We start from the raw sequence: 20,243 nt of genomic DNA on the forward strand, positions 1-20,243 counted from the left end.
CGCATGAAAAAACAGAGGGGCTTGTCTGGCATCGCCGTGCTGTTGTGTGTCGCCCTGGCCGGCGCCGCCTTGTTGCTGGTGTTCAAGATCGTGCCGGTCTACACCGAATTCGCCAATATCAAGAATACGTTGCAGACCCTGTCCGCCGAAACCAATGCCGGCGAGTACACCCTGCGGCATGAGTTTGACCAGAAGGCGGCCGTTGCCGACATCACCGCGATCAAGGGCGATAACTTGACGGTGGTGGCCGGCAGTAGCGGCAACTTCCTGCGCGCGCAGTATCAGCGCGAGGTGCCGCTGTTCGCCAATGTCAGTCTGCTATTCCATTTCGATACCCAGGCAGGCCAACCGCCTGCTGTTCAATAACCATACCGTGACCCAAACCGATAATCGATTCCGGCGCCTGTCCCAGGCGCTGGATTATTCCTTCAAGACGCCGGAATTGCTGCGCCAGGCCTTGACGCACCGCAGCTACGGCAGCGCCAACAATGAACGCTTCGAGTTCGTCGGCGACAGCATCCTCAATTACACCGTGGCCCGCATGTTGTTCGACCAGTTTCCGCAACTGACCGAGGGCGAGCTGTCCCGGTTGCGCGCCAATCTGGTCAACCAGAACACGCTGGCCGAGATCGCCCATGAATTGAAGCTGGGCGACTACCTGTACCTGGGGGAGGGCGAGCTGAAAAGCGGCGGCTTCAACCGTCCGTCCATCCTGGCCGACGCGCTGGAAGCCACGTTCGCCGCCGTCAGCTTCGACGCGGATTTCGCCGCCGCCGAGCTGGTGGTGCGCAAGCTGTACGCGCAGCGCGTGGCCACCATCGACACCACGCGCCAGGCCAAGGACGCCAAGACCCGCTTGCAGGAAGCGCTGCAGGCGCGCAAGCTGGCGTTGCCTAAGTACCGCATCCTGTCGCAAAGCGGCGAGGCGCATGAACAATGGTTCAAGGTGGAGTGCGATCTGGGCGAAGTGGCCCTGATCGCCACCGGCGAAGGCGGCAGCCGCCGCGCCGCCGAGCAGCAGGCAGCCGAAGCGGCGTTGGTCCTGCTGGAACAGAAACTCGCCGCAGGCAAGAAAAAATCATGAACGATACCCCATTCCACTGCGGCTTTGTCGCCATCGTCGGCCGTCCCAACGTGGGCAAGTCCACGTTGATGAACCACCTGATCGGCCAGAAGATCAGCATCACGTCCAAGAAGTCGCAGACCACGCGCCACCGCGTCACCGGCATCCATACCGAGGACGCGGCGCAGTTCGTGTTCGTCGATACGCCGGGCTTCCAGACCTACCACAAAGGCGCGCTGAACGAGGCGCTGAACAAGAGCGTCAAGGATTCGCTCGGCAGCGTCGATTGCGTGCTGTTCCTGCTGGAAGCGATGCGCTTCACCGCCGCCGACCGCGAAGTGATGGCGCTGCTGCCCAAGAAAACACCGGTCATCCTGGTGGTGAACAAGCTGGACAAGGCCAAGGACAAGCTGGCGCTGCAGGCCTTCATCGACGAAGTGTGCGCCGAATTCGAGTTCGCCGGCGTGGAGGTGGTCAGCGCCAAGCACGGCCAGCGGCTGGCCGAGCTCTTGGACCAGGTCCGTCCGCATCTGCCGGAATCCATGCCGCTGTATCCGGAAGACATGATCACCGACAAGAACGAGCGCTTCCTGGCGGCCGAGATCGTCCGCGAAAAGCTGTTCCGCTACCTGGGCGAAGAGCTGCCGTACGAGATGAACGTGGAAGTAGAAATGTTCGAGCTGGACGGCGCGCTGCGCCGCATCCACATCGCGGTGCTGGTGGACAAGGAGCATCAGAAGCCCATCGTGATCGGCAGGGGCGGCGAGAAGCTGAAGAAGATTTCCACCGAGGCGCGTCTGGACATGGAAAAACTGTTCGACGGCAAGGTATTCCTGCAGGTATGGGTGAAAGTGAAGTCCGGCTGGGCCGACGACGTCCGCTTCCTGCGCGAGTTCGGTCTGGACTGATGAAGCTGTTGGATCAGCCGCCGTTTCAGCCTTGCTGGACGGTGCGGCTTACCGCCGACACGCCGGCGCTGGCCGGGCTGTCTCTGTGCGCGCTGCGCTTGGCCTCGGCGCAGCCCGGCTGCCTGGGCGGCGACGCGGTGGAGCAGCTCACGTATTGGGACAGCGTCGACGCCATCGCCGCCTGGCGCGGCAGGGTGGAGCAATTGGTTCTGCAGCGCTTGGGGCGCGGCGCCGGCGAGTTTGACTTTGCCGTCAGCCGCCGTTTGCCGGAGGATAGCCGCGCATGAGCCAGCCGGGGCGGGTGGACAAGCAGTCGGCCTATATCCTGCATACCCAGCCGTACCGCGAGACCAGCCTGCTGCTGGAAGTGCTGACGCGCGATCATGGCCGTTTCAGCCTGGTGGCGCGCGGCGCGCGGCGCCCGCGCTCCGATTTGCGCGGGGTGCTGCTGCCGTTTCAGCCGCTGACGCTATCTTGGTTCGGCAAGGGCGAGCTGCGCACGCTGCACGGCGCGGACTGGGACGGCGGCGTGCGGCCGTTGACCGGCCTGCCGCTGGTTTGCGGTTTTTACCTGAATGAATTGATGATGAAGCTCACGGCGCGGGACGATCCCGAGCCGCGGGCTTTTTCCGTTTACGACGCGGCGGTGCGCGATCTGGCCGTCCAGCCATCGCTGGCGCCGGTGCTGCGCCGCTATGAGTTGAAACTGGCCCAGGCGCTGGGCTACGCGCCGTCGCTGGCGCGCGACAGCCGCGGCGCGGACGTCGCAGCCGATCGCCATTACCTGTGCCGCGACGCGGCGCTGCCGGAGCCGGACGATCATCCTGAGCTGGCGTTGATAGGGCGCGTGGCGCGGCTTTCCGGCGCGGCGCTGCTGGCGATCGACGCCGACGACTACAGCGATCCGGCGGTGCGCGGCCAGGCGCGCCAGCTCAGCCGGGTGTGGCTGGGGGCGTTGCTGGGCGACGAGCCGCTGGCGTCGCGCGAATTATTGCAGGCCATCCAGTCCCTGTCGGACTAGACGGCGAAAAAGGGAGAAGCAAATGATTCTGTTGGGCGTAAACATCGATCACGTCGCCACGCTGCGCCAGGCGCGCGGCACCCGCTACCCCAGCCCGGTGGAGGCCGCCCTGGTGGCCGAATCCAGCGGCGCCGACCTGATCACCCTGCATCTGCGCGAAGACCGCCGCCATATCCAGGACGCCGACGTCAAGGCCATGCGTCCGGTGCTCAAAACCCGGATGAATCTGGAGATGGCGATGACGCCGGAAATGCTGGCGCACGCGCTGGAAGTGGCGCCGGAAGACGTATGCCTGGTGCCGGAAAAGCGCGAGGAAGTCACCACCGAAGGGGGCTTGGACGTGCGCGGCCACTACGCCGACATCGAGCATTACACCGGCAAGCTGACCGAGGCCGGCATCCGCGTGTCCATCTTCATCGATCCGGACCGCGAGCAAATCCAGAAAGCCTACGACGCCGGCGCGCGCGTGATCGAGCTGCACACCGGCGCCTACGCCGATGCCCCGCATGCGGCCGAGCGCGAGGCAGAGCTGGTCCGCATCCGCGAAGCCGCCGAGTTCGGGGCCAGCTTGGGGCTGGTGGTCAACGCCGGCCACGGCCTGAACTACCACAACGTCAAGCCCATCGCCGCCATCCCGCAGATCGCCGAACTGAACATCGGCCACGCCATCGTCGCCCACGCCTTGTTTGTCGGTTTCCCGCAAGCGGTGCGCGAAATGAAGGCGCTGATGATAGAAGGCCGCCAGGGGCTGTAATGATTTACGGCATCGGCACCGATCTGGTCGAAATCGCCCGCATGGAAGCGCTCTTCCAGCGCTGGGGCGCCAAGGCCGGCCGGCGCATCCTGACGGAAGCCGAGCAAGCGGAATTCGAAGCGCACGCCGAGCCGGCGCGCTTCCTGGCCAAGCGCTTCGCGGTCAAGGAGGCGTTCGCCAAGGCCTTGGGCACCGGCGTGGTGGCGCCGGCCTTGCTGCCGGCGATAGGCGTCGGCCATGATGAGCAGGGCAAGCCCTTGCTGGCGCTGTCCGACGAGCTGGCCGCCTTCGCCGCCGCGCGCGGCGTCGCGCGCATGCATGTGTCGATCAGCGACGAGCGCGGCCACGCGCTGGCTTTTGTCGTGCTGGAATCGTAACGGGAACGGCCGGCGCTCCAGCCTTGTCTTTGCAATACTTGGGTTGGCAATCCATGCCTCCCGCAACGGTCGAGGATAAAACCATGACTCAGACCCCATTGAACCTTCCGCGCGGCCCGGTGATGGTGGACATCGCCGGCTTCGCGCTCACCGAGCAGGAACGCGCCCGGCTCACCCATCCGCTGGTGGGCGGCGTCATCCTGTTCCGCCGCAATTTCCAGAATATCGAGCAACTGCGCGCGCTGACCGCCGAGATCCGCGCCTTGCGCAGCCCGCATCTGCTGATCGCAGTCGACCACGAAGGCGGCCGCGTGCAGCGCTTCCTCGATGGCTTCACCCGCCTGCCGCCGATGAATGTGCTGGGCGAGGCATGGGATGCCGACCGCGATCAGGCGCTCAAGCTGGCGGAAACCGTCGGCTATGTGCTGGCGGCCGAGTTGTCGGCCTGCGGCATCGACCTGTCGTTTACTCCGGTGCTGGACCTGAACTGGGAGCGCTGCGCCGTCATCGGCAATCGTTCCTTCCACCGCGATCCGGAGGCAGTGGCGGCGCTGGCCGAGGCGCTGCAGCAGGGCCTGGGACGCGGCGGCATGATGAGTTGCGGCAAGCATTACCCCGGTCATGGCTATGTGACCGGAGACAGCCACCACCTGATGCCGCAGGACGATCGCAGCCTGGCCGAAATCGAGCGCGACGATCTGATCCCCTTCGCGCGCCTGGCCGACGCCGGCATGGGCGCGGTGATGCCGGCCCATGTGCTGTATCCGGCCGTGGACAGCCAGCCGGCCGGCTTCTCCCGCATCTGGCTGCAGGACATCCTGCGCGGCCAATTGGGCTTCGACGGCGTGATCTTCTCCGACGCGCTGGACATGGCCGGCGCGGCCGGCGCCGGCAGCTATGTGCAACGCGCCGACGCGGCGCTGGATGCCGGTTGCGACATGGTGCTGGTCTGCAATCAGCCGGAAGAGGCGGATGCCATGCTGGCGCAGCTTGCGCCGCCGTCCCAGCCCAAGCTGGCAGAGCGTTTGGAACGCATGGCGGGCAAGAGCCGGGCCGAGGACTGGCAGCGCGTGATCGCCGGCGCCGACTTCGCCGCCGCTCAGACCGTGGTGAGGCAGCTGGCGATGCCGCAGGACGCGCTGGCTGGCCCGCAGGTGGGCGAGGCGCACTGAGATGCTGCCCGCCAGCCTAGCGCAGCTGGATGCCATTCGCGAGGAATGCCGCGCCTTGGTGAGACAACGCGCCGCGCTGTCGGCCGGCGCGTCGGCCTTGCCCGCGCCCGGCGTGGATATCGCCGCCGATGTGGCCATTCTGCTGCAGCTGATTCCGGCCATTAACCAGCGCTTCGGCGTGGCGCCGGAGCAGATCGCCGCTTACGATGCGGCGCGCAAACAGATGTTGTACCAGCTGATCCGCCGCGCCGGCAGCGCGCTTTTGGGGCTGGAGGTGACGCGGACGCTGCTGGCTGCGCTGGTCAAGCGCGCCGCCGGACGCTGGGCCGGCAAGCAAGCGCTGAAGCTGGTGCCGGTGCTCGGTTGGGCCGCCAATGCCGCCATCGGCTTCGCCGCCATGCGCTATGTCGGCAACAGCCATATCGACGATTGCTATGCCGTCTGCCGGCGCATGCTGGAAGAGGTCGGGCGTTAAAAGGAGCAAGACATGCAAGTGGGCGCACTGATCATCGGCGACGAATTGCTGTCCGGCAAGCGCCAGGACAAGCATATGCAGGCGCTGATCCGCATCCTGGCCGCGCGGGGCATGAAGCTGGCGTGGGCCGAGTATCTGGGAGACGATCCGGCCCGCATCGAATCCGCCCTGCGCCGGGCTTTCGCCGGCGGCGACCTGGTGTTCAGCTTCGGCGGCATCGGCGCCACCCCGGACGACCACACACGCGGCTGCGCGGCCCGCGCGCTGGGCGTGCCGCTGGCGCTGCACCCGCAAGCGAAGGCGCTGCTGGAAGCGCGCTTCGGCGACGAAGCCTATCCGCACCGCATCCACATGGGCCACTTCCCGCAGGGCGCGGCCATCATTCCCAATCCCGTCAATCAGATTCCCGGCTTTTCCTGCGGCCACGTCCACTTTGTGCCGGGCTTCCCCAGCATGGCCTGGCCCATGATAGAGTGGGTGCTGGATACCCATTATCGCCAGCTGTTCAACGATCAGCCGGATATCGAAAAGACTTGCATCGCCATCGCTGCGAAAGAGGGCGATTTGATCGGGCTGATGCAGGAATTCACTACGCGCTACCCTTCGCTCAGATTGTCCAGCTTGCCCAATTTCGGCAATGAGACCATTCCGGAAATGCACATCGAGTTTGGTTTCAGCGGCCAGCCGGCTTTGGTGGGGATTGCCATGGCGGAGTGGAGAAAGGCTTTGTCCGAGCGGGGGTATGAATTGAGGCAAAAGGTGTCCGGCGTCGATTGATAAGCTGTTTTCGCCGCCCAGCGCCGCGCGTCGGGCTCAAGCATCACCCACCCGCCAGAACCGGCACGGTTCCGGCGGGTTTCCATTTGGCGGCGAAGCGCAGGGATTTCCGCTGCATGCTGTTAAAGCGCGCTTCTAGACGATGGCCAGGACATCGCTGACCGGCTTTCTTGGTTTCTGCGGCCAATTGCCCGGCGCCTTATATCCGGTTGCAATCAGAATGATGGGGATTTCATCGCGCGCCAACCCGAATTTGGCTGATACGGCGGCTGGATCGAAACCGCTCATCGGCCCGGTGGCCAGCCCCATGCCCTCTGCCGCCAGCATTAAAGTCATGGCGGCGAGCGAGGCGGAGCGAAATGCCTCGTCGCGCTGAAGTCCCGGGTTGTCTGTATGCGATCCTTTGGCCATGCCCACCCAGCTGTCGATCACGGCTTGACTCAATATCCCTTTATCGCGCGCCGGCTGCAGCGTTTCTTCCAACTGGGGATGCGCATCCAATTTGCCGCAGACGATAAAGGTCACCGCGGCGTCCACTACTTTTTGCTGGCCATAAGCCGCATCCTTCAATGCCTCCTTGGCGGCCTGTGAGGTCACGGCGATGAATTTCCAGTTTTGGAAGTTGTAGGCGCTGGGTGCCAGCGTGGCCAGGCGCACGAGCTCATGGATTTGGGCCGGGCTCACCGGACGCGCGCTGTCAAATTGATTGGTTGAGATGCGGCTTTCGATCAACTGCTGAATGGCATGCATGTATCTCTCCTCAAGCCTGGGGATGGAATTTGCTGACAAAATCCGGCGGCGTTTGAGCAGCGCCATGTCAGGGACGCTGCTATTGGACGCTTAATTGCTGACGGCGCATCAGGCGCGAGAGTTCGGAGTCGCGCCGGAGCAGGAAGTCCCGCAGCAAATCGGGGTAATCGCTGCGTACTGCGTCCTGGACAGAGGCGCGGCGCTGCAAGGCGCTGCGCCAGGCTTTGACCCTGGGGGTTTCGTTGAAAATTCCAAAATCCGCGATGGCGTCGAAGGTATCGAAGTAACGGAATACCGGAGCAAATGCGGCGTCAACCATGCGGAAGGTATCGCCGGAAAAATAGGGGCCGGCATGGCTGGCGCTGTCCAGCGCCGCTTCGAGTTGCCTAAATTTTGCCCGCAGCTCGCCTGCCTTGGCATCCAGCGTTTGCGCATCAGGTGCGTTGTACATGGCGCCGATTGCATTGAGGGCGGATGAGGCAAATTCCATCCAGGCCCGGTGTTGCGCCCGGGTGATCGGGGCGGCGGGGTGCATGCGTTCGCCGGTGATTTCATCCAGATATTCGCAAATCACCGAGGATTCAAAAATGGCCTGTTCGTCGGCCAGCAAGGCCGGGGTCTTGCCCAACGGGGAAATGCGTAAGAACCAATCCGGTTTGGCGGATAAGTCGATATCGATGCGCTCATATGGCAATTGTTTTTCTTGCAAGATGATAACGGCGCGTTGCACATAGGGGCATAGCAGGTGGCTGATCAGGGTAAGTTTGGGGGGCATTTCATGCTCCTTTGCGTAGGACCGGTGGTGATTGCACTTGGACTCATGCCAAGGGCGCTTAGGCGCGCTCGGCATTTTTCATTGCAACCGCCATGGCTAGAATTTAGTATTTCATATACGCAATGAAAATGAGCGCCTCTGCAAAAGGTCAATGCAAGCATGCAATACAAACTTTCTTCTTCGGACTTGGAGGTTGTGCTTGCGCTTAGCCGTGCGGGCACCCTGGCGCAGGCTGGCGAGCGGTTGGGGCTGGACGCCTCTACGGTGTTTCGAACCTTGCAGCGCATCGAGAAGGGTTTGGGGCAGCGGCTGTTTGAGCGCTCGCGCCGCGGATATCAGCCTTTGGAGCTGGCCCAGGAGATGGCGAGGCTGGCGGAGCGCATTGAAGCGCAGATGGAGGAGGCCCGATCACTGGCGCAAATGAGGCCGGAGCAGGTGGCCGGCGCGGTGCGGATCACCACGACGGATACCATTTTGCACGGAATGCTGGCGCCCGCGCTTCATCTTTTGCACCAGCGACATCCCTTGCTGGCATTTGAGCTGCACACCGGCAACGAGCTGGCGAGCCTGACCCGGCGTGATGCCGACATCGCGATTCGCGCCACGCGCAAACCGCCGCCGCATCTGGTTGGCAAACAAGTAGGCCCGATTCGGGTCGCTCTGTACGCAGCTCGCAAGTCGCCATGGCAACGGTTTGACGCCAGCGTGGCGGCGGAAGCGACGTGGATAGCGCCTGACGATGCCTTGCCGGACCACCCTTCCGTGCTATGGCGTAAAAAGCACTTTCCCAAGGCCATTCCCGTTTTTCGGGTGAATAGCATTCTTAGCGTCGCGGAGCTGGTTGGGTTGGGCCTGGGCATCGGCTTGCTCCCCTTGTTTTTGGCTGATGGGCGAACCGATTTGCTACAGCTGACGGAAGCGATAGACGAATGCCAGACCGAACTATGGCTGCTTACGCATCCAGAATCACGGCATCTGAGACGGGTGGCGACGGTTTTCAGCCATTTGTCCCAGGCATTGGCGCTGGAATAGGCCTTGCGTGCTGGTTTGATCGCCTGCTGGCCGGTGATGAGCTATCTGCTGGCCGACTGGGTCGAATTGAGACCTTGATTTGTTCTTTGGAAAATGATGAAACCCATTTGTTATCGCCTGGCTCTCCCCTCCGATGTAGCAAGCGGCATCGTCATCCGCGGCCAGACCCGCGCAAACGCCATTTCCGAGGCCACGCTGAATGAACTTGGCATCACGCACCGCGTACCTTGGATATTTTCGGTGTTTTGACACTGAGGCGGAATCCCCGGCTACGTCGGGATTCCGCCACTATAGTGGACAGTTTCGCGTAGGGCGGATGCCCCGCTCACGGGGCGATCCGCCGCTCACGGCATACCCAGCGACAGCCATACCGAAAGCGGCAGCCTGCTCAAATCCGACGGTACGCTGGTGGACCTGGCGCATGGCGCGGGCCAGGGCAGCACCATCACTGGCAAGGGCGCGCAATTCGTCGCGGGCAAAAACCTCACCCTGCAGGCCGAGGGCAACATCTATTTGCAAGCCTGGCCTGTATTGGGACATGCGTTGTGGCAAGATCTTGGCATTGGACATCAGTAGAGTTGTATATGCGTAAATCATGGCTGGCCTTGGCGAGCTTGCTCGCGTTGTTTCACTCCCCCGTAAACGCTTGCACGCTATGGGGCGCGGCCGGGGTGGCCAGCGTGGATGGCACGCTTTTGGCCAAGAACCGCGACTGGAAGCCGGATCATGCGCAGTCCTTGCGCTTGCGTCATCCGCAGCAGGGCTATGCCTATCTGGGCTTGTATGCCGACAACGGCAGCGCGCCGGGCATCAAGGCGGGCGTGAATGAAAAGGGGCTGGCCGTGGTCAGCGCTTCCGCCAGCAGCCTGCCGCGCGCGGTGCGGCTGGCGGACAGCGAGAGGCACGGCATTCTGGCGCAGCTGTTGCGGGATTATGGTTCGCTGGACGAAGTGGCGGCCGCCGCCGACAAGGTGTTTCCGCAGTCTCGCCCGGTGTTTCTGCTGCTGGCTGATGCCCACGGCCTGATGCAGGTGGAAATAGGCCAGCAAGGGCGTTATACGCTGATCCGCCAGCAGAATGGAACCTTGGCGCATACCAATCATTATGCGGACACCGCCTTGCTGGATGCGCCGCAAAAAGTCGGCGCCAGCAGCAGAACCCGGCTGGATCGGGTCCAGTCTTTGCTGGCGCGGCAGCCGCAGCATAGTCTGGCCGAGTTCGAGACGCTGAGCCAGGATCGCCATGATGGCCCTGACAACAGCCTGTGGCGCAACGGCCATGAATACACGCTGGCCGGCTGGCAAATGGCTTTCCCGCCTGCTGCCGCGCCCAAGCTGCATCTGGTGCTGGCCAATCCCGGCGCCGCGCCGCTGACGCGCGATTACACGCTGGATGCGGCATTTTGGGCGCAGCCGGCTCAGACATTGCTGCCTTGATCCCCCCGGCTGAATGCATTTAAGATGCTTTGGGCATAATGTCTTTCGCGTTCAGTCGCAAAGGGGAAGAGCAATGCGCATCCGCAGCGTGTATTTCAAGGTGGCCGAGATGGAGGCGGAGCTGGCGTTTTGGCAGGCTTTTCTGGAAAGTGAGCCGCTGAAGCGGGGTAGCCATTGGTCGGAATTCATGGTGGGCGAAACCCGCTTGGGCATGCTGCTCAATGATTTTGGCGAGGAGCTGCAAGGCTGCGCTGCCGTGCCGGTGTTCGAACTCGCGCCGGAGCAATTGTCGTCTGCCGTGAGCCGCGCCAAAGAGGCTGGCGCGACGGTGGTGCTGGACGGACTGGCCAATCCGCAAATGAACTCCATCGTGCTGGCCTCGCCTGGAGGCAATGAGTTCGAGCTTTGCAATTGCGCGGCCCATGGCTGAGACCGCCAGACTGCGCGAGCAGTTGACCCTGTTTGTGCCGCGCGTCCAGGGCGAGCCGTTGGAGGCGTTGCGCCATGCGCTGGACCCGGTGCAGGCCAGACTCATCGCGGCGCACGTCACGCTGTGCCGCGAGGACGAAATCGCTGATTTGGGCATGGCCCGCCTGTTTGAGCGTTTGCGTGGAGTGGGGTCGTTGCGGCTAGAGTTCGGCCCGGCGGAGTGCTTTCAGGGGCACGGTATTCTGTTGCCCTGCGTCGCCGGCGAGGCGGATTTCCAGGCCATGCGCCGCGAGGTGTTGGGCAGCGCCGCGCGCGGGCATGCTCCGCACCTGACGCTGGCGCACCCGCGCAACCCGCGCGCGGCCGGCAATCTCTATTGTTGGATAGCCCGGGCCTGCCGCGGCACATCGCCATCACATTCCTCGCGGTCAGCATGATCCGCCAGTACGGCGGCCAACCCTGGCAGCAACTGGGACGGACGACGTTGGGTTCGGCCGTGGTAAGCGCTGATTAAAAAATGAGCGCTTGTATTTTCTCTTTTTCGTTCATAGGCTTGGCTGGTTTATCCACAATCTGTCACCAGGCTTGCTCTTGTGGAATGGGGGAAAGTTCCGTCATTGCTCAAATTTTGAGCGCGAGAGGCAAGTATTTCAAGGTAAAGGGATTTTTCGCCTTGTCCCTAACTTGTCCACAGCCTTGTTCAATCTTGATGTGGATTATGTTCAAAAACGAAAACGCCGCCCGGATGAGGCGGCGTTTTGCTCATGGTGCTTGGTTAGCGGAGTGATCAGGATTCCAGCGCTTCCAGCTGTTCCTGCACTTCCATCCATTCCTCTTCCACTACGGCCAGGCGGCTGGCCACCTCGCCCTGACGTTTGACGCTGTCGGCTAGCTTCAACTTATTGGCCTCGTCGTAGGCCTCGCTGGAGGACAGGAAGGTTTCCAGCTGGGCTTTCTCTTGCGACAGCTTGTCCATTTCTTGTTCCAGCTTGTTCAGGCGGTTTTGCAGCGGCTTGCGTTGCTTGGCCAGTTGCTGGCGCGCCTCGGCCTCCTGGCGCTTTTGCTCCTTGCGGTTCACGCCTTGGGCGTCGCCGTCGGATGGTTTGTTGCCTTCGGCCAATTGGGCGATGCGCCATTGCCGGTAGTCTTCCAGGTCGCCATCGAATGGTTGCACCTTGCCACCGCTGACCAGCCAGAACACGTCGGTGGTGGATTCCAGCAGGCTGCGGTCGTGCGATACCACGATCAGCGCGCCGGTAAAGTCCTGCAAGGCCAGCGTCAGCGCGTGGCGCATTTCCAGGTCCAGGTGGTTGGTCGGTTCGTCCAAGAGCAGCAGGTTGGGCTTTTGCCAGACTATCATCGCCAGCGCCAGCCGCGCTTTCTCGCCGCCGGACATCGGGCCGACCGGGTCGGTGGCGGCATCGCCGCGGAAGTTGAAGCCGCCCAGGAAGCTGCGCAATTCCAGCTCGCGCGTGGTCGGCGCCAGGCGCTGCATGTGCAAGAGCGGCGATTCGTCCGGACGCAGCGTTTCCAGCGTGTGCTGGGCGAAATAGCCTATCTTCAGCATCTGCGCGTTGATGCGCTCGCCGGATAGCGGCGAGAGGTCGCCGGACAGCAGCTTGACCAGCGTGGATTTGCCCGCACCGTTGACGCCCAAGAGGCCGATGCGCGCGCCGGCTTCCACCGACAGGCTGATATCGGACAGGATGGTCTTGTCGCCATAGCCGGCATTTGCCTTGTCCAGCTTCAAGAGCGGATTGGGCAGGTGCTCCGGGCTGTCGAAGTGGAAATCGAACGGCGAGGCGGTATGGGCCGGCGCGATGCGCTCGAGCTTCTCCAGCGCCTTGACCCGGCTTTGCGCCTGGCGCGCCTTGCTGGCCTTGGCCTTGAAGCGGGTGATGAACGATTCCAGGTGGGCGATCTGGCGCTGCTGCTTTTCGTATTCGCCTTGCTGGCGCGACAGTTTCTCCGCGCGCATCACTTCGAACTGGCTGTAGTTTCCGGTGTACAGCGTCAGCGTCTGGTTGGCCACTTCGACGATATGGCTGCAGATAGCGTCCAGGAAATCGCGGTCGTGCGAAATCACCAGTAACGTGCCGGGATAGGCCTTCAGCCAATCCTCCAGCCACAGCACTGTTTCCAGGTCCAGGTGGTTGGTGGGTTCGTCCAGCAGCAAGAGGTCGGAACGGCACATCAGCGCCTGGGCCAGGTTAAGCCGCATGCGCCAGCCGCCGGAGAAGCTGGCCACCGGACGTTGTTGGGCCGCTTCATCGAAGCCGAGGCCGGTCAGCAGCTTGCCGGCGCGGGCCGCGGCGGAATAGGCGTCGATATGCGCCAATTCACCGTGCAGATGGCCGATGGCGTTGCCGTCATGCTTGGCTTCCGCCTCGGCCAATTGCGCTTCCAGCGCGCGCAGTTCCTTGTCGCCGTCCAGCACGTAATCGAGCGCGCTGCGCTCCAGCGCCGGCGTTTCCTGCGCCACATGGGCCATGGTCCAGTTGGGCGGTAGCAGCATGTCGCCGCCGTCGGCGTGCAATTCGCCCAGCAGCATGGAAAACAGGCTGGACTTGCCGACGCCGTTGGCGCCAGTCAGGCCGGCCTTGTAGCCTGGGTTGAGCGTCAGATTGGCGCCGATCAGCAATTCTTTCAGGCCGCGGCGCAGGCTTAGGTTTTTGAGTTGGATCATGATGGTATTGGGCCACGAAATCCACAAAACGACACGAAAAATAAAGTTGGCGGAGCAAGCTGCTGACTCAGCGGCGGCCTGTCGGCTTCGGGAGTTGTTCGTGTGCTTTCGTGGTTTTCGTGGCTGATAGAATATTTAGGTTTACACCGCCGGCAGGCTGGACAAATCCCAACGCGGCTTGATGCTGAAGCTGCCCGGCTGTTCCGCATACTTCACGCGCATGGCGCCGGCGAAGGCGATCATCGCGCCGTTGTCGGTGCATAGCGCCAGCGGCGGGTAGAACACCTCGAAACGCTTGCGGGCGGCGGCATCGTCTAGCGCGGCGCGCAGCTGCTTGTTGGCGCCGACGCCGCCGGCCACCACCAGCCGCTTCATGCCGGCTTGCTTCATCGCGGCGAGGGATTTTTTCACCAGCACCTCGACGATCGCCTCCTGGAAGGCGCGGCAGATGTCCATCCGCGTCTGCTCGTCGATTTCGCCATGCTCGGCTTCCACTTGCTTGGTCATAGTCAATACGGCGGTTTTCAGGCCGGAAAAGCTCATGTCCAGATTGCCGGAATGCAGCATGGGCCGCGGCAGGGTGAAGCGGTCCGGATTGCCGGATTCGGCCAGTTTGGACAGCAGGGGGCCGCCTGGGTAGGGCAGGCCCAAGAGTTTGGCGGTTTTGTCGAAGGCCTCGCCGGCGGCGTCGTCCACCGTTTCGCCGAGGATTTCATAATCTCCCACGCCGCGCACCGCCATCAGCTGGGTGTGCCCGCCGGAGACCAGCAGCGCCAGGAAGGGGAATTCCGGCTTGGGGTCGGCCAGCAGCGGCGACAATAAATGGCCTTCCAGGTGGTGCACTGCGATCACCGGGATGTTCAGGCCGAAGGCCAGCGCGTTGGCCATGCTGGCGCCCACCATCAGCGCGCCGCCTAGGCCGGGGCCCTGCGTATACGCGATGGCGTCCAGGTCGGCCAAGGTTTTGCCGGCGTCGGCTAGGCAGGCCTCGGTCAGCGGGATGGCGCGGCGGATGTGGTCGCGGCTGGCGAGTTCCGGCACCACGCCGCCGTACTCGGCGTGCATCGCCATCTGGGTGTGCAGCTGATGGGCCAGCAGGCCGTGCTCGGTGTCGTAAAGCGCGACGCCGGTTTCGTCGCAAGAGGATTCAATACCTAGTACCAGCATGGGTGCAGCTCGGATATAACGGGACAATCTTTCTATTCTACCGGTGAATCTTTGTCTGCCCAAATCGGCGATGTTAGTCTGATGAGGTTTTTCGATCAAAAAGGGGAGAAGTGCGATGCAGGCGAGGCTGAAATGGGTGGACGGCGTGTGCTTCATGGGCGAAACCGGCAGCGGCCACGCGGTGGTGATGGATGGCGCGCCGGAAGGCGGCGGCCGCAATCTGGGCCCGCGGCCGATGGAGCTGGTGCTGCTCGGCACCGCAGGCTGCACCAGCTACGACGTGATCACCATTCTGAAAAAATCCCGCCAGGACGTGCGCGACTGTTGGGTGGAGATAGAAGCGGCCCGCGCCGACGTCGATCCCAAGGTGTTCACCAAGATTCATTTCCATTTTGTCGTCGTAGGACGGGATTTGAAGCCGGACGCGGTGGAGCGGGCGATCAAGCTGTCGGCGGAGAAGTACTGCTCCGCTTCCATCATGTTGGGCAAGACGGCCGATATCACCCATGACTTCGAGCTGCGGGAATGTTGAGCGGCGGCGTTTATGCTGCCGCGCAACTAAGCAAATCGAAAATAGAGCTTTATGTCGGCCAAGCATCTGGCTTAGCATGATGGCATTAAAATCAATGTGCGAGGCCAAGACATGAAGCGAACCCTCCTGGTGTTGTCCCTGGCGCTGGCGGGCCTGATGCCGCTGGCGCATGCCGATGTCAGCAACGGCCACGCCTTGCCGCCGGGCATCGCCTGGCAGCAGGGCGATGTGCCCGCCGCGTTCGCCAAGGCGCGCAGCGAAAACAAGCCGGTGTTCCTATACTGGGGCGCGGTGTGGTGCCCGCCGTGCAATCAGGTCAAATCCACCATTTTCAACCGGCCGGACTTCATCGCCGCCGCCAAGCAGTTTGTGCCGGTGTATCTGGACGGCGACAGCGACAACGCCCAGCAGCTGGGCGAGCGGTTCAAGGTGCGCGGCTACCCGACGATGATTCTGTTCCGCCCGGACGGCACGGAGATCACCCGCCTGCCGGGCGAGGTGGACCCGCAACGCTATCTGCGCACCTTGCAGCTGGGCCTGACCACGGTGAAGCCGGTGAAGTCGCTGCTGGCCGACGCGCTGGCCGGCAAGCCGCTGGCGGCCGACGACTGGCAGCTGCTGGCCGATTACGCCTGGGATGTCGACCAAGGGCAGATCATTCCGGAATCTGACGTGACGGCTGCGCTGGTCAAGCTGGCGCGCCAGGCGCCGGCTGAGCAGGCCGCTACTGCCACCCGCTTGCAATTGAAGGCGCTGGCTGCGCTGGCGGGCGACAAGCAGCCGCCTGAATTCGATAAAGCCGAAGCCCGCGCCCGCCTGCTGAACGTATTGGCTGACGACACGCTCAGCCGCGCCAATGCCGACATCGTGATTTACGCGGCGGCGGACCTGCTGAAGCTGCTGGGCGACGCGCCATTGCGGGCGGCGTTCCAAGGCCAATTGCAGCGCTTGTCCAATGATGAATCCCTAGCCTGGAGCGACCGGCTCGGCGCCGAATCCGCCGTGCTGGATCTGTACAAGGCTGAGCATCCCAAGCAGCCGCTGCCGGCGGGGCTGGTGGCGGATATCAAGAGCAAGGTGGCGGCGGCGGACAAGGCCAGCGCCAACCCGTATCAGCGCCAGGCGGTGATCACGGCCGCCGGCGAGCTGCTGGCCGATGCCGGGCTGCTGGCGGAGTCCGACAAATTGCTGCAAGGCGAGCTGAAGACCTCGCATGCGCCGTACTACCACATGCTGATCCTGGCCTCCAACGCCAAGGCGCGCGGCGACAAGGCGGCGGCGCTCGATTGGTATCAAAAGGCCTATCAAGCCGCCGAAGGGCAGGCGACGCGGCTGCAGTGGGGCGCCAGCTATGTCGGCAACGCGGTGGAGCTGGCGCCGCAGGATGCCGCCCGGATCGAAACCGCCGCCCAAGAAGTGTTTGCCGACGCGGCCAAGTCCGACAGCGCGTTCTACGAGCGCAGCCGCCGCTCGCTGGAGCGCGTCGCCAGCCGGCTGAAAAGCTGGAACCAGGATGGCAAGCACGCGGAGGCGATCAGCCGCCTGGCGGGCCAGTTGAATGGCGTGTGCGAAAAGCTGCCGGCCGCCGATGCGCAGAAACCGGTGTGCGACGGGCTGGTCAAGAGCCTGAAGTCCTGATCGCCCCCCATGCCCCAAGCCCGCCCGCCTGTCTGCGCGGCGGGCTTTTCCATTTCAGGCGTATAATGAGCTTTTGCTTGCAGCTTATTGTGCCGTGTCATCCCCCCGCTACGTAGTCAAAGAGGACGAGGTGACGTTCACCGCGATGCGCGCCCAGGGCGCAGGCGGGCAGAACGTCAATAAAGTGTCGTCTGCCATCCATTTGCGTTTTGACATCGCGGCCTCATCGTTGCCGGACTGGCTGCGCGAGCGGCTGCTGGGCCTGAACGATCAGCGCATCAGCAAGGAAGGCGTGCTGGTGATCAAGGCGCAGCAGTACCGCACCCAGGAGCAGAACCGCGCGGATGCCTTGCTGCGGCTGCAGGCGTTGATAGACGGCGCCAGCCATACGCCCAAGGCGCGCCGCGCCACCAAGCCCACTTATGGCTCCAAGCAGCGCCGGCTGGCCGGCAAATCCCAACGCGCGGCCATCAAGTCGCTGCGCGGCCGCGTGATCGATTAAGCCGGTTTCGCTTGCGCGCCGCGCCAGGCCGGGTACAATGCCCGGCTCGATAATCTATTGAATTGCAAGGACATCCCGATGGCCAAGAAGCCGCAGGAAAAACTGGATGAGGAAACGCTGGCGCTGCTGGCCTGGTGCGCAGAGGTGGAAACCCATCTGGTGGCGGCCGGCGCGACCGCGGCCGAAGCTCAGGAGCATATCGAAGAGCAGGCAGAATGGTATACCGACCAGTTCTTTGACGGCCTGTCGCCGGAAGAGGCTGCCAAGGCCGCGCTGGCATGAGGCAGCGCGTCGCCGTCATCGACTTTGAAACCAACGGCATCACGCCGGGCCGCGATTGCCGAGCCACGGAGATAGGCGTGGCGATGGTGGAGGACGGGCGCGTCGTCGACCGCTTCCAGAGTCTGATGAACGCCGGCGTGTGGGTGCCGCCGATGATCGAACAGCTTACCGGCATCAGCAACGCGATGTTGCGCGCCGCGCCGCCGGCGCATGAGGTGATGCGCGAGGCGGCGCGTTTTGTCGGCGACACGCCGCTGGCGGCGCATAACGCCAGCTTCGACCGCAAATTCTGGGACCACGAGCTGTCCTTGCTGGGCCTGGCGCGCCGGCAGGATTTCGCCTGCACTTTGCTGCTCTCGCGCCGCCTGTTGCCGCAGGCGCCGGACCACAAGCTGGGCACGCTGATGCGCTGGGCCAAGCTGCCCGATGCCGGCCGCGCCCACCGCGCGCTGGCCGACGCCGAAATGGCGGCGAATCTGTTGCTGCTGCTCGGCGACACGCTGCAACGGCAGTTCCATCTGCCGGACATCGACCACGCGTTGTTGTGCAAGCTGCAGAAGGTGACGGCGGCCAAAGTCAAACCGTATTTGCTGGATTTGCAGTCGCGGCAGGTAGGTTGAATCGCATGAAAAAGCGGAAGCCGTGGCTTCCGCTTTTTGTTTCGCGCCAAGCGATGCTTCACCCGGCGTTATAGCCTGTGCTGCATCCGGCGCTAGCCGGAATCAGCTGATCTGCAGCGGCGGGAAGGACTTGACCAGGTCGTCGATGGCCTTGATTTCCGCCAGGAACGGTTCCAGCAGCGCCAGGGGCAGGGCGCTGGGGCCGTCGCACTTGGCCTCGGCCGGGTTCGGGTGGGCTTCCAGGAACAGGCCGGCCAAACCCACCGCCATGCCGGCGCGGGCGAGCTCCGCCACTTGGGCGCGGCGGCCGCCGGAAGCGGCGGCGCCGGATTCGCGCTGTTGCAGCGCGTGGGTGACGTCGAAAATCACCGGGCGGTTGCCGGATACCTTCTTCATCACGCCGAAACCCAGCATGTCCACCACTAGATTGTCGTAACCGAGGCAGGTGCCGCGGTCGCACAGGATCAGCTGCTCGTTGCCGGCTTCGACGAACTTTTCCACCACGTTCTGGATCTGCGCCGGGCTCATGAACTGCGGCTTCTTGATGTTGACGGCGCGGCCGGTCTTGGCCAGCGCCACCACCAGGTCGGTCTGGCGGGCGAGGAAAGCCGGCAGTTGGACCACGTCGGCCACTTCGGCCACCGGGGCGGCTTGCCACGGCTCGTGCACGTCGGTGATCACCGGCACGCCGAACGTATCTTTCACCGCCTGCAGGATTTTCATGCCTTCTTCCAGGCCCGGGCCGCGGTAAGAGTGGATCGACGAGCGGTTGGCCTTGTCGAAGCTGCCCTTGAACACGTAGGGAATGCCCAGCTTCTGGGTGACGCGAACGTATTCCTCGGCTGCGCGCAGCGCCAGATCGCGGGATTCCAGCACATTGACGCCGCCGAACAGCGTGAACGGGGCTGCGTTGCCGACGGTGACGGACGGGGAAAGGGTAACGTTGATCAAGGGAGTCTTCCTGTGTTCGTGCGCGGCCGCGCGAGGGGCGAGGCCGGATTGAGCAAAACGACATGATATACCCACTGCGCGGCGCAAACCATCCCGAACAAGCGGCGGCGACGCGGACATGCCGTACGCGTATAGTGTCGGCTTGACCACCCAGAAAGAGAGTTCGTCTATGGCAGACCTGTCCGCCTTTCCGATCACAGGCAAATGGCCGGCCCAATACCCGGACCGCTTGCAGCTGTATTCTCTGCCCACGCCCAACGGCGTCAAAGTATCCATCATGCTGGAGGAAACCGGGTTGCCCTATGAGGCGCATGCCGTCAGCTTCGAGCGCAACGAGCAGCTGTCGCCGGAATTCTTGTCGCTGAACCCGAACAACAAGATCCCGGCCATCCTCGATCCCAACGGTCCCGGCGGCAAGCCGCTGGCGCTGTTCGAGTCCGGCGCCATTCTGATCTATCTGGCGGAAAAGACCGGCAAACTGTTGCCGGCCGATCCGGGCGGCCGTTATGAAACCCTGCAGTGGCTGATGTTCCAGATGGGCGGCATCGGCCCGATGTTCGGCCAGTTGGGCTTCTTCCACAAGTTCGCCGGCAAGGATTACGAGGACAAGCGGCCGCGCGATCGCTATGCCGCCGAGTCGCGCCGGCTGCTGGGCGTGCTGGAGGGGAGAATGGCCGGGCGCGACTGGATCATGGGCGACGACTATACCATCGCCGACATCGCCATCTGGCCGTGGGTGCGCAATCTGGTCGGCTATTATGGCGCGGGGGAGCTGGTGGGCTTTGCCGATTGTCCGAATCTGCAACGCGCGCTGGCGGCCTTTGCCGCGCGGCCGGCCGTGGCGCGCGGTTTGGAGGCGCCGGCGCGCGGCTGAAGCCGGGAACCGGGCTCATGGC

At 63.5% G+C, this 20,243-nt stretch carries 26 protein-coding genes; 21 read left to right on the top strand and 5 right to left on the bottom strand.

Annotated features, from left to right (window positions below):
* The first annotated feature begins 3 nt into the window (after nucleotides 1-3).
* The 10 genes from BI343_RS15915 (at nucleotide 4) to BI343_RS15960 (ending at nucleotide 6,547) form a co-directional block, all read left to right on the top strand.
* The gene (locus tag BI343_RS15915) at nucleotides 4-366 is read left to right on the top strand and encodes a DUF4845 domain-containing protein (RefSeq protein WP_071110434.1); all 363 of its coding nucleotides are present in this window, start codon (nucleotides 4-6) and stop codon (nucleotides 364-366) included.
* Nucleotides 367-373: 7 nt separating this feature from the next.
* Complete coding sequence (rnc, locus tag BI343_RS15920) at nucleotides 374-1,084, top strand: ribonuclease III (protein WP_071110435.1); 711 nt, start codon at nucleotides 374-376, stop codon at nucleotides 1,082-1,084.
* Nucleotides 1,081-1,971, top strand: coding sequence for a GTPase Era (gene era, locus BI343_RS15925; protein ID WP_071110436.1), 891 nt, complete (start codon nucleotides 1,081-1,083; stop codon nucleotides 1,969-1,971). The genes rnc and era overlap by 4 nt, the downstream gene beginning before the upstream one ends.
* A complete protein-coding gene (locus BI343_RS15930) occupies nucleotides 1,971-2,258 on the top strand; it encodes an antibiotic biosynthesis monooxygenase family protein (RefSeq protein ID WP_071110437.1) in 288 nt (95 codons plus the stop codon). Before era ends, BI343_RS15930 begins: the two co-directional genes overlap by 1 nt.
* On the top strand, nucleotides 2,255-2,992 hold the full coding sequence (gene recO / locus BI343_RS15935; RefSeq protein ID WP_071110438.1) for a DNA repair protein RecO: 738 nt from the start codon (nucleotides 2,255-2,257) through the stop codon (nucleotides 2,990-2,992). Before BI343_RS15930 ends, recO begins: the two co-directional genes overlap by 4 nt.
* A 22-nt stretch (nucleotides 2,993-3,014) precedes the next feature.
* Nucleotides 3,015-3,746 carry a pyridoxine 5'-phosphate synthase gene (pdxJ, locus tag BI343_RS15940; protein WP_071110439.1) on the top strand — a complete coding sequence of 244 codons (732 nt, stop codon included), beginning with the start codon at nucleotides 3,015-3,017 and terminating at the stop codon, nucleotides 3,744-3,746.
* A complete protein-coding gene (acpS, locus tag BI343_RS15945) occupies nucleotides 3,746-4,123 on the top strand; it encodes a holo-ACP synthase (RefSeq protein WP_043626233.1) in 378 nt (125 codons plus the stop codon). The genes pdxJ and acpS overlap by 1 nt, the downstream gene beginning before the upstream one ends.
* A gap of 83 nt (nucleotides 4,124-4,206) precedes the next feature.
* Nucleotides 4,207-5,295, top strand: coding sequence for a beta-N-acetylhexosaminidase (nagZ, locus tag BI343_RS15950; RefSeq protein ID WP_071110440.1), 1,089 nt, complete (start codon nucleotides 4,207-4,209; stop codon nucleotides 5,293-5,295).
* A 1-nt stretch (nucleotide 5,296) separates the two neighbouring features.
* Nucleotides 5,297-5,770, top strand: coding sequence for a hypothetical protein (locus tag BI343_RS15955; RefSeq protein WP_071110441.1), 474 nt, complete (start codon nucleotides 5,297-5,299; stop codon nucleotides 5,768-5,770).
* Nucleotides 5,771-5,782: 12 nt separating this feature from the next.
* On the top strand, nucleotides 5,783-6,547 hold the full coding sequence (locus tag BI343_RS15960) for a competence/damage-inducible protein A (protein WP_071110442.1): 765 nt from the start codon (nucleotides 5,783-5,785) through the stop codon (nucleotides 6,545-6,547).
* A 135-nt stretch (nucleotides 6,548-6,682) separates the two neighbouring features.
* On the opposite strand, the gene BI343_RS15965 is transcribed toward BI343_RS15960, so the two are convergent.
* Nucleotides 6,683-7,363 (bottom strand): nitroreductase family protein, encoded by a 681-nt coding sequence (locus BI343_RS15965; RefSeq protein ID WP_211269448.1) that lies wholly within the window; start codon nucleotides 7,361-7,363, stop codon nucleotides 6,683-6,685.
* A gap of 13 nt (nucleotides 7,364-7,376) precedes the next feature.
* Nucleotides 7,377-8,072 (bottom strand): glutathione S-transferase family protein, encoded by a 696-nt coding sequence (locus BI343_RS15970; protein WP_071110444.1) that lies wholly within the window; start codon nucleotides 8,070-8,072, stop codon nucleotides 7,377-7,379.
* Between the two features lie 159 nt (nucleotides 8,073-8,231).
* Between BI343_RS15970 and BI343_RS15975 the strand changes: the two genes are divergently transcribed.
* From BI343_RS15975 to BI343_RS15990, 5 genes are all read left to right on the top strand, one after another.
* Complete coding sequence (locus tag BI343_RS15975) at nucleotides 8,232-9,104, top strand: LysR family transcriptional regulator (RefSeq protein WP_071110445.1); 873 nt, start codon at nucleotides 8,232-8,234, stop codon at nucleotides 9,102-9,104.
* Between the two features lie 351 nt (nucleotides 9,105-9,455).
* Entirely contained in the window at nucleotides 9,456-9,680 is a 225-nt protein-coding gene (locus BI343_RS20085) for a hemagglutinin repeat-containing protein (RefSeq protein WP_479686414.1), read from the top strand.
* An 8-nt stretch (nucleotides 9,681-9,688) separates the two neighbouring features.
* Entirely contained in the window at nucleotides 9,689-10,540 is an 852-nt protein-coding gene (locus tag BI343_RS15980; protein WP_083341017.1) for a carcinine hydrolase/isopenicillin-N N-acyltransferase family protein, read from the top strand.
* A 73-nt stretch (nucleotides 10,541-10,613) separates the two neighbouring features.
* Nucleotides 10,614-10,970, top strand: coding sequence for a VOC family protein (locus tag BI343_RS15985; protein WP_071110447.1), 357 nt, complete (start codon nucleotides 10,614-10,616; stop codon nucleotides 10,968-10,970).
* Nucleotides 10,963-11,406 carry a 2'-5' RNA ligase family protein gene (locus BI343_RS15990; protein WP_071110448.1) on the top strand — a complete coding sequence of 148 codons (444 nt, stop codon included), beginning with the start codon at nucleotides 10,963-10,965 and terminating at the stop codon, nucleotides 11,404-11,406. The genes BI343_RS15985 and BI343_RS15990 overlap by 8 nt, the downstream gene beginning before the upstream one ends.
* A 350-nt stretch (nucleotides 11,407-11,756) precedes the next feature.
* Here BI343_RS15990 and BI343_RS15995 read toward each other — a convergent pair whose 3' ends face one another.
* Nucleotides 11,757-13,655 (bottom strand): ATP-binding cassette domain-containing protein, encoded by a 1,899-nt coding sequence (locus tag BI343_RS15995; RefSeq protein WP_071110449.1) that lies wholly within the window; start codon nucleotides 13,653-13,655, stop codon nucleotides 11,757-11,759.
* Nucleotides 13,656-13,796: 141 nt separating this feature from the next.
* The gene (gene tsaD, locus BI343_RS16000) at nucleotides 13,797-14,822 is read right to left on the bottom strand and encodes a tRNA (adenosine(37)-N6)-threonylcarbamoyltransferase complex transferase subunit TsaD (protein ID WP_043626207.1); all 1,026 of its coding nucleotides are present in this window, start codon (nucleotides 14,820-14,822) and stop codon (nucleotides 13,797-13,799) included.
* Nucleotides 14,823-14,937: 115 nt separating this feature from the next.
* On the opposite strand from tsaD, the gene BI343_RS16005 reads away from it, so the two are divergent.
* From BI343_RS16005 to BI343_RS16025, 5 genes are all read left to right on the top strand, one after another.
* Complete coding sequence (locus BI343_RS16005; protein WP_043626204.1) at nucleotides 14,938-15,354, top strand: OsmC family protein; 417 nt, start codon at nucleotides 14,938-14,940, stop codon at nucleotides 15,352-15,354.
* A gap of 111 nt (nucleotides 15,355-15,465) precedes the next feature.
* Complete coding sequence (locus BI343_RS16010; protein ID WP_071110450.1) at nucleotides 15,466-16,992, top strand: thioredoxin family protein; 1,527 nt, start codon at nucleotides 15,466-15,468, stop codon at nucleotides 16,990-16,992.
* A 94-nt stretch (nucleotides 16,993-17,086) separates the two neighbouring features.
* The gene (gene arfB, locus BI343_RS16015) at nucleotides 17,087-17,494 is read left to right on the top strand and encodes an alternative ribosome rescue aminoacyl-tRNA hydrolase ArfB (RefSeq protein ID WP_071110451.1); all 408 of its coding nucleotides are present in this window, start codon (nucleotides 17,087-17,089) and stop codon (nucleotides 17,492-17,494) included.
* Nucleotides 17,495-17,572: 78 nt separating this feature from the next.
* Complete coding sequence (locus tag BI343_RS16020; RefSeq protein WP_071110452.1) at nucleotides 17,573-17,776, top strand: hypothetical protein; 204 nt, start codon at nucleotides 17,573-17,575, stop codon at nucleotides 17,774-17,776.
* On the top strand, nucleotides 17,773-18,396 hold the full coding sequence (locus BI343_RS16025) for a 3'-5' exonuclease (RefSeq protein ID WP_071110453.1): 624 nt from the start codon (nucleotides 17,773-17,775) through the stop codon (nucleotides 18,394-18,396). The genes BI343_RS16020 and BI343_RS16025 overlap by 4 nt, the downstream gene beginning before the upstream one ends.
* Before the next feature lie 102 nt (nucleotides 18,397-18,498).
* Here the strand turns inward: BI343_RS16025 and kdsA are convergent, their stop codons facing one another.
* Complete coding sequence (kdsA, locus tag BI343_RS16030) at nucleotides 18,499-19,347, bottom strand: 3-deoxy-8-phosphooctulonate synthase (RefSeq protein ID WP_071110454.1); 849 nt, start codon at nucleotides 19,345-19,347, stop codon at nucleotides 18,499-18,501.
* Between the two features lie 169 nt (nucleotides 19,348-19,516).
* Between kdsA and BI343_RS16035 the strand changes: the two genes are divergently transcribed.
* Nucleotides 19,517-20,221: a glutathione S-transferase N-terminal domain-containing protein gene (locus tag BI343_RS16035; protein ID WP_071110455.1), complete on the top strand. Its 705-nt coding sequence runs from the start codon at nucleotides 19,517-19,519 to the stop codon at nucleotides 20,219-20,221.
* Nucleotides 20,222-20,243: the final 22 nt, after the last annotated feature.

Source organism: Chromobacterium amazonense (assembly GCF_001855565.1).
In the GTDB taxonomy this organism is placed as follows: Bacteria; Pseudomonadota; Gammaproteobacteria; order Burkholderiales; family Chromobacteriaceae; genus Chromobacterium; species Chromobacterium amazonense.

What these genes read in the sequence shown, in the direction of transcription:
- BI343_RS15915 (WP_071110434.1), top strand. Translation starts at nt 4, where the DNA reads ATGAAAAAACAGAGGGGCTTGTCTGGCATCGCCGTGCTGTTGTGTGTC.
- era (WP_071110436.1), top strand. Translation starts at nt 1,081, where the DNA reads ATGAACGATACCCCATTCCACTGCGGCTTTGTCGCCATCGTCGGCCGT.
- BI343_RS15930 (WP_071110437.1), top strand. Translation starts at nt 1,971, where the DNA reads ATGAAGCTGTTGGATCAGCCGCCGTTTCAGCCTTGCTGGACGGTGCGG.
- recO (WP_071110438.1), top strand. Translation starts at nt 2,255, where the DNA reads ATGAGCCAGCCGGGGCGGGTGGACAAGCAGTCGGCCTATATCCTGCAT.
- pdxJ (WP_071110439.1), top strand. Translation starts at nt 3,015, where the DNA reads ATGATTCTGTTGGGCGTAAACATCGATCACGTCGCCACGCTGCGCCAG.
- acpS (WP_043626233.1), top strand. Translation starts at nt 3,746, where the DNA reads ATGATTTACGGCATCGGCACCGATCTGGTCGAAATCGCCCGCATGGAA.
- nagZ (WP_071110440.1), top strand. Translation starts at nt 4,207, where the DNA reads ATGACTCAGACCCCATTGAACCTTCCGCGCGGCCCGGTGATGGTGGAC.
- BI343_RS15955 (WP_071110441.1), top strand. Translation starts at nt 5,297, where the DNA reads ATGCTGCCCGCCAGCCTAGCGCAGCTGGATGCCATTCGCGAGGAATGC.
- BI343_RS15960 (WP_071110442.1), top strand. Translation starts at nt 5,783, where the DNA reads ATGCAAGTGGGCGCACTGATCATCGGCGACGAATTGCTGTCCGGCAAG.
- BI343_RS15965 (WP_211269448.1), bottom strand. Translation starts at nt 7,363, where the DNA reads ATGGCGCTGCTCAAACGCCGCCGGATTTTGTCAGCAAATTCCATCCCC.
- BI343_RS15970 (WP_071110444.1), bottom strand. Translation starts at nt 8,072, where the DNA reads ATGCCCCCCAAACTTACCCTGATCAGCCACCTGCTATGCCCCTATGTG.
- BI343_RS15975 (WP_071110445.1), top strand. Translation starts at nt 8,232, where the DNA reads ATGCAATACAAACTTTCTTCTTCGGACTTGGAGGTTGTGCTTGCGCTT.
- BI343_RS15980 (WP_083341017.1), top strand. Translation starts at nt 9,689, where the DNA reads ATGCGTAAATCATGGCTGGCCTTGGCGAGCTTGCTCGCGTTGTTTCAC.
- BI343_RS15985 (WP_071110447.1), top strand. Translation starts at nt 10,614, where the DNA reads ATGCGCATCCGCAGCGTGTATTTCAAGGTGGCCGAGATGGAGGCGGAG.
- BI343_RS15990 (WP_071110448.1), top strand. Translation starts at nt 10,963, where the DNA reads ATGGCTGAGACCGCCAGACTGCGCGAGCAGTTGACCCTGTTTGTGCCG.
- BI343_RS15995 (WP_071110449.1), bottom strand. Translation starts at nt 13,655, where the DNA reads ATGATCCAACTCAAAAACCTAAGCCTGCGCCGCGGCCTGAAAGAATTG.
- tsaD (WP_043626207.1), bottom strand. Translation starts at nt 14,822, where the DNA reads ATGCTGGTACTAGGTATTGAATCCTCTTGCGACGAAACCGGCGTCGCG.
- BI343_RS16005 (WP_043626204.1), top strand. Translation starts at nt 14,938, where the DNA reads ATGCAGGCGAGGCTGAAATGGGTGGACGGCGTGTGCTTCATGGGCGAA.
- BI343_RS16010 (WP_071110450.1), top strand. Translation starts at nt 15,466, where the DNA reads ATGAAGCGAACCCTCCTGGTGTTGTCCCTGGCGCTGGCGGGCCTGATG.
- BI343_RS16020 (WP_071110452.1), top strand. Translation starts at nt 17,573, where the DNA reads ATGGCCAAGAAGCCGCAGGAAAAACTGGATGAGGAAACGCTGGCGCTG.
- BI343_RS16025 (WP_071110453.1), top strand. Translation starts at nt 17,773, where the DNA reads ATGAGGCAGCGCGTCGCCGTCATCGACTTTGAAACCAACGGCATCACG.
- BI343_RS16035 (WP_071110455.1), top strand. Translation starts at nt 19,517, where the DNA reads ATGGCAGACCTGTCCGCCTTTCCGATCACAGGCAAATGGCCGGCCCAA.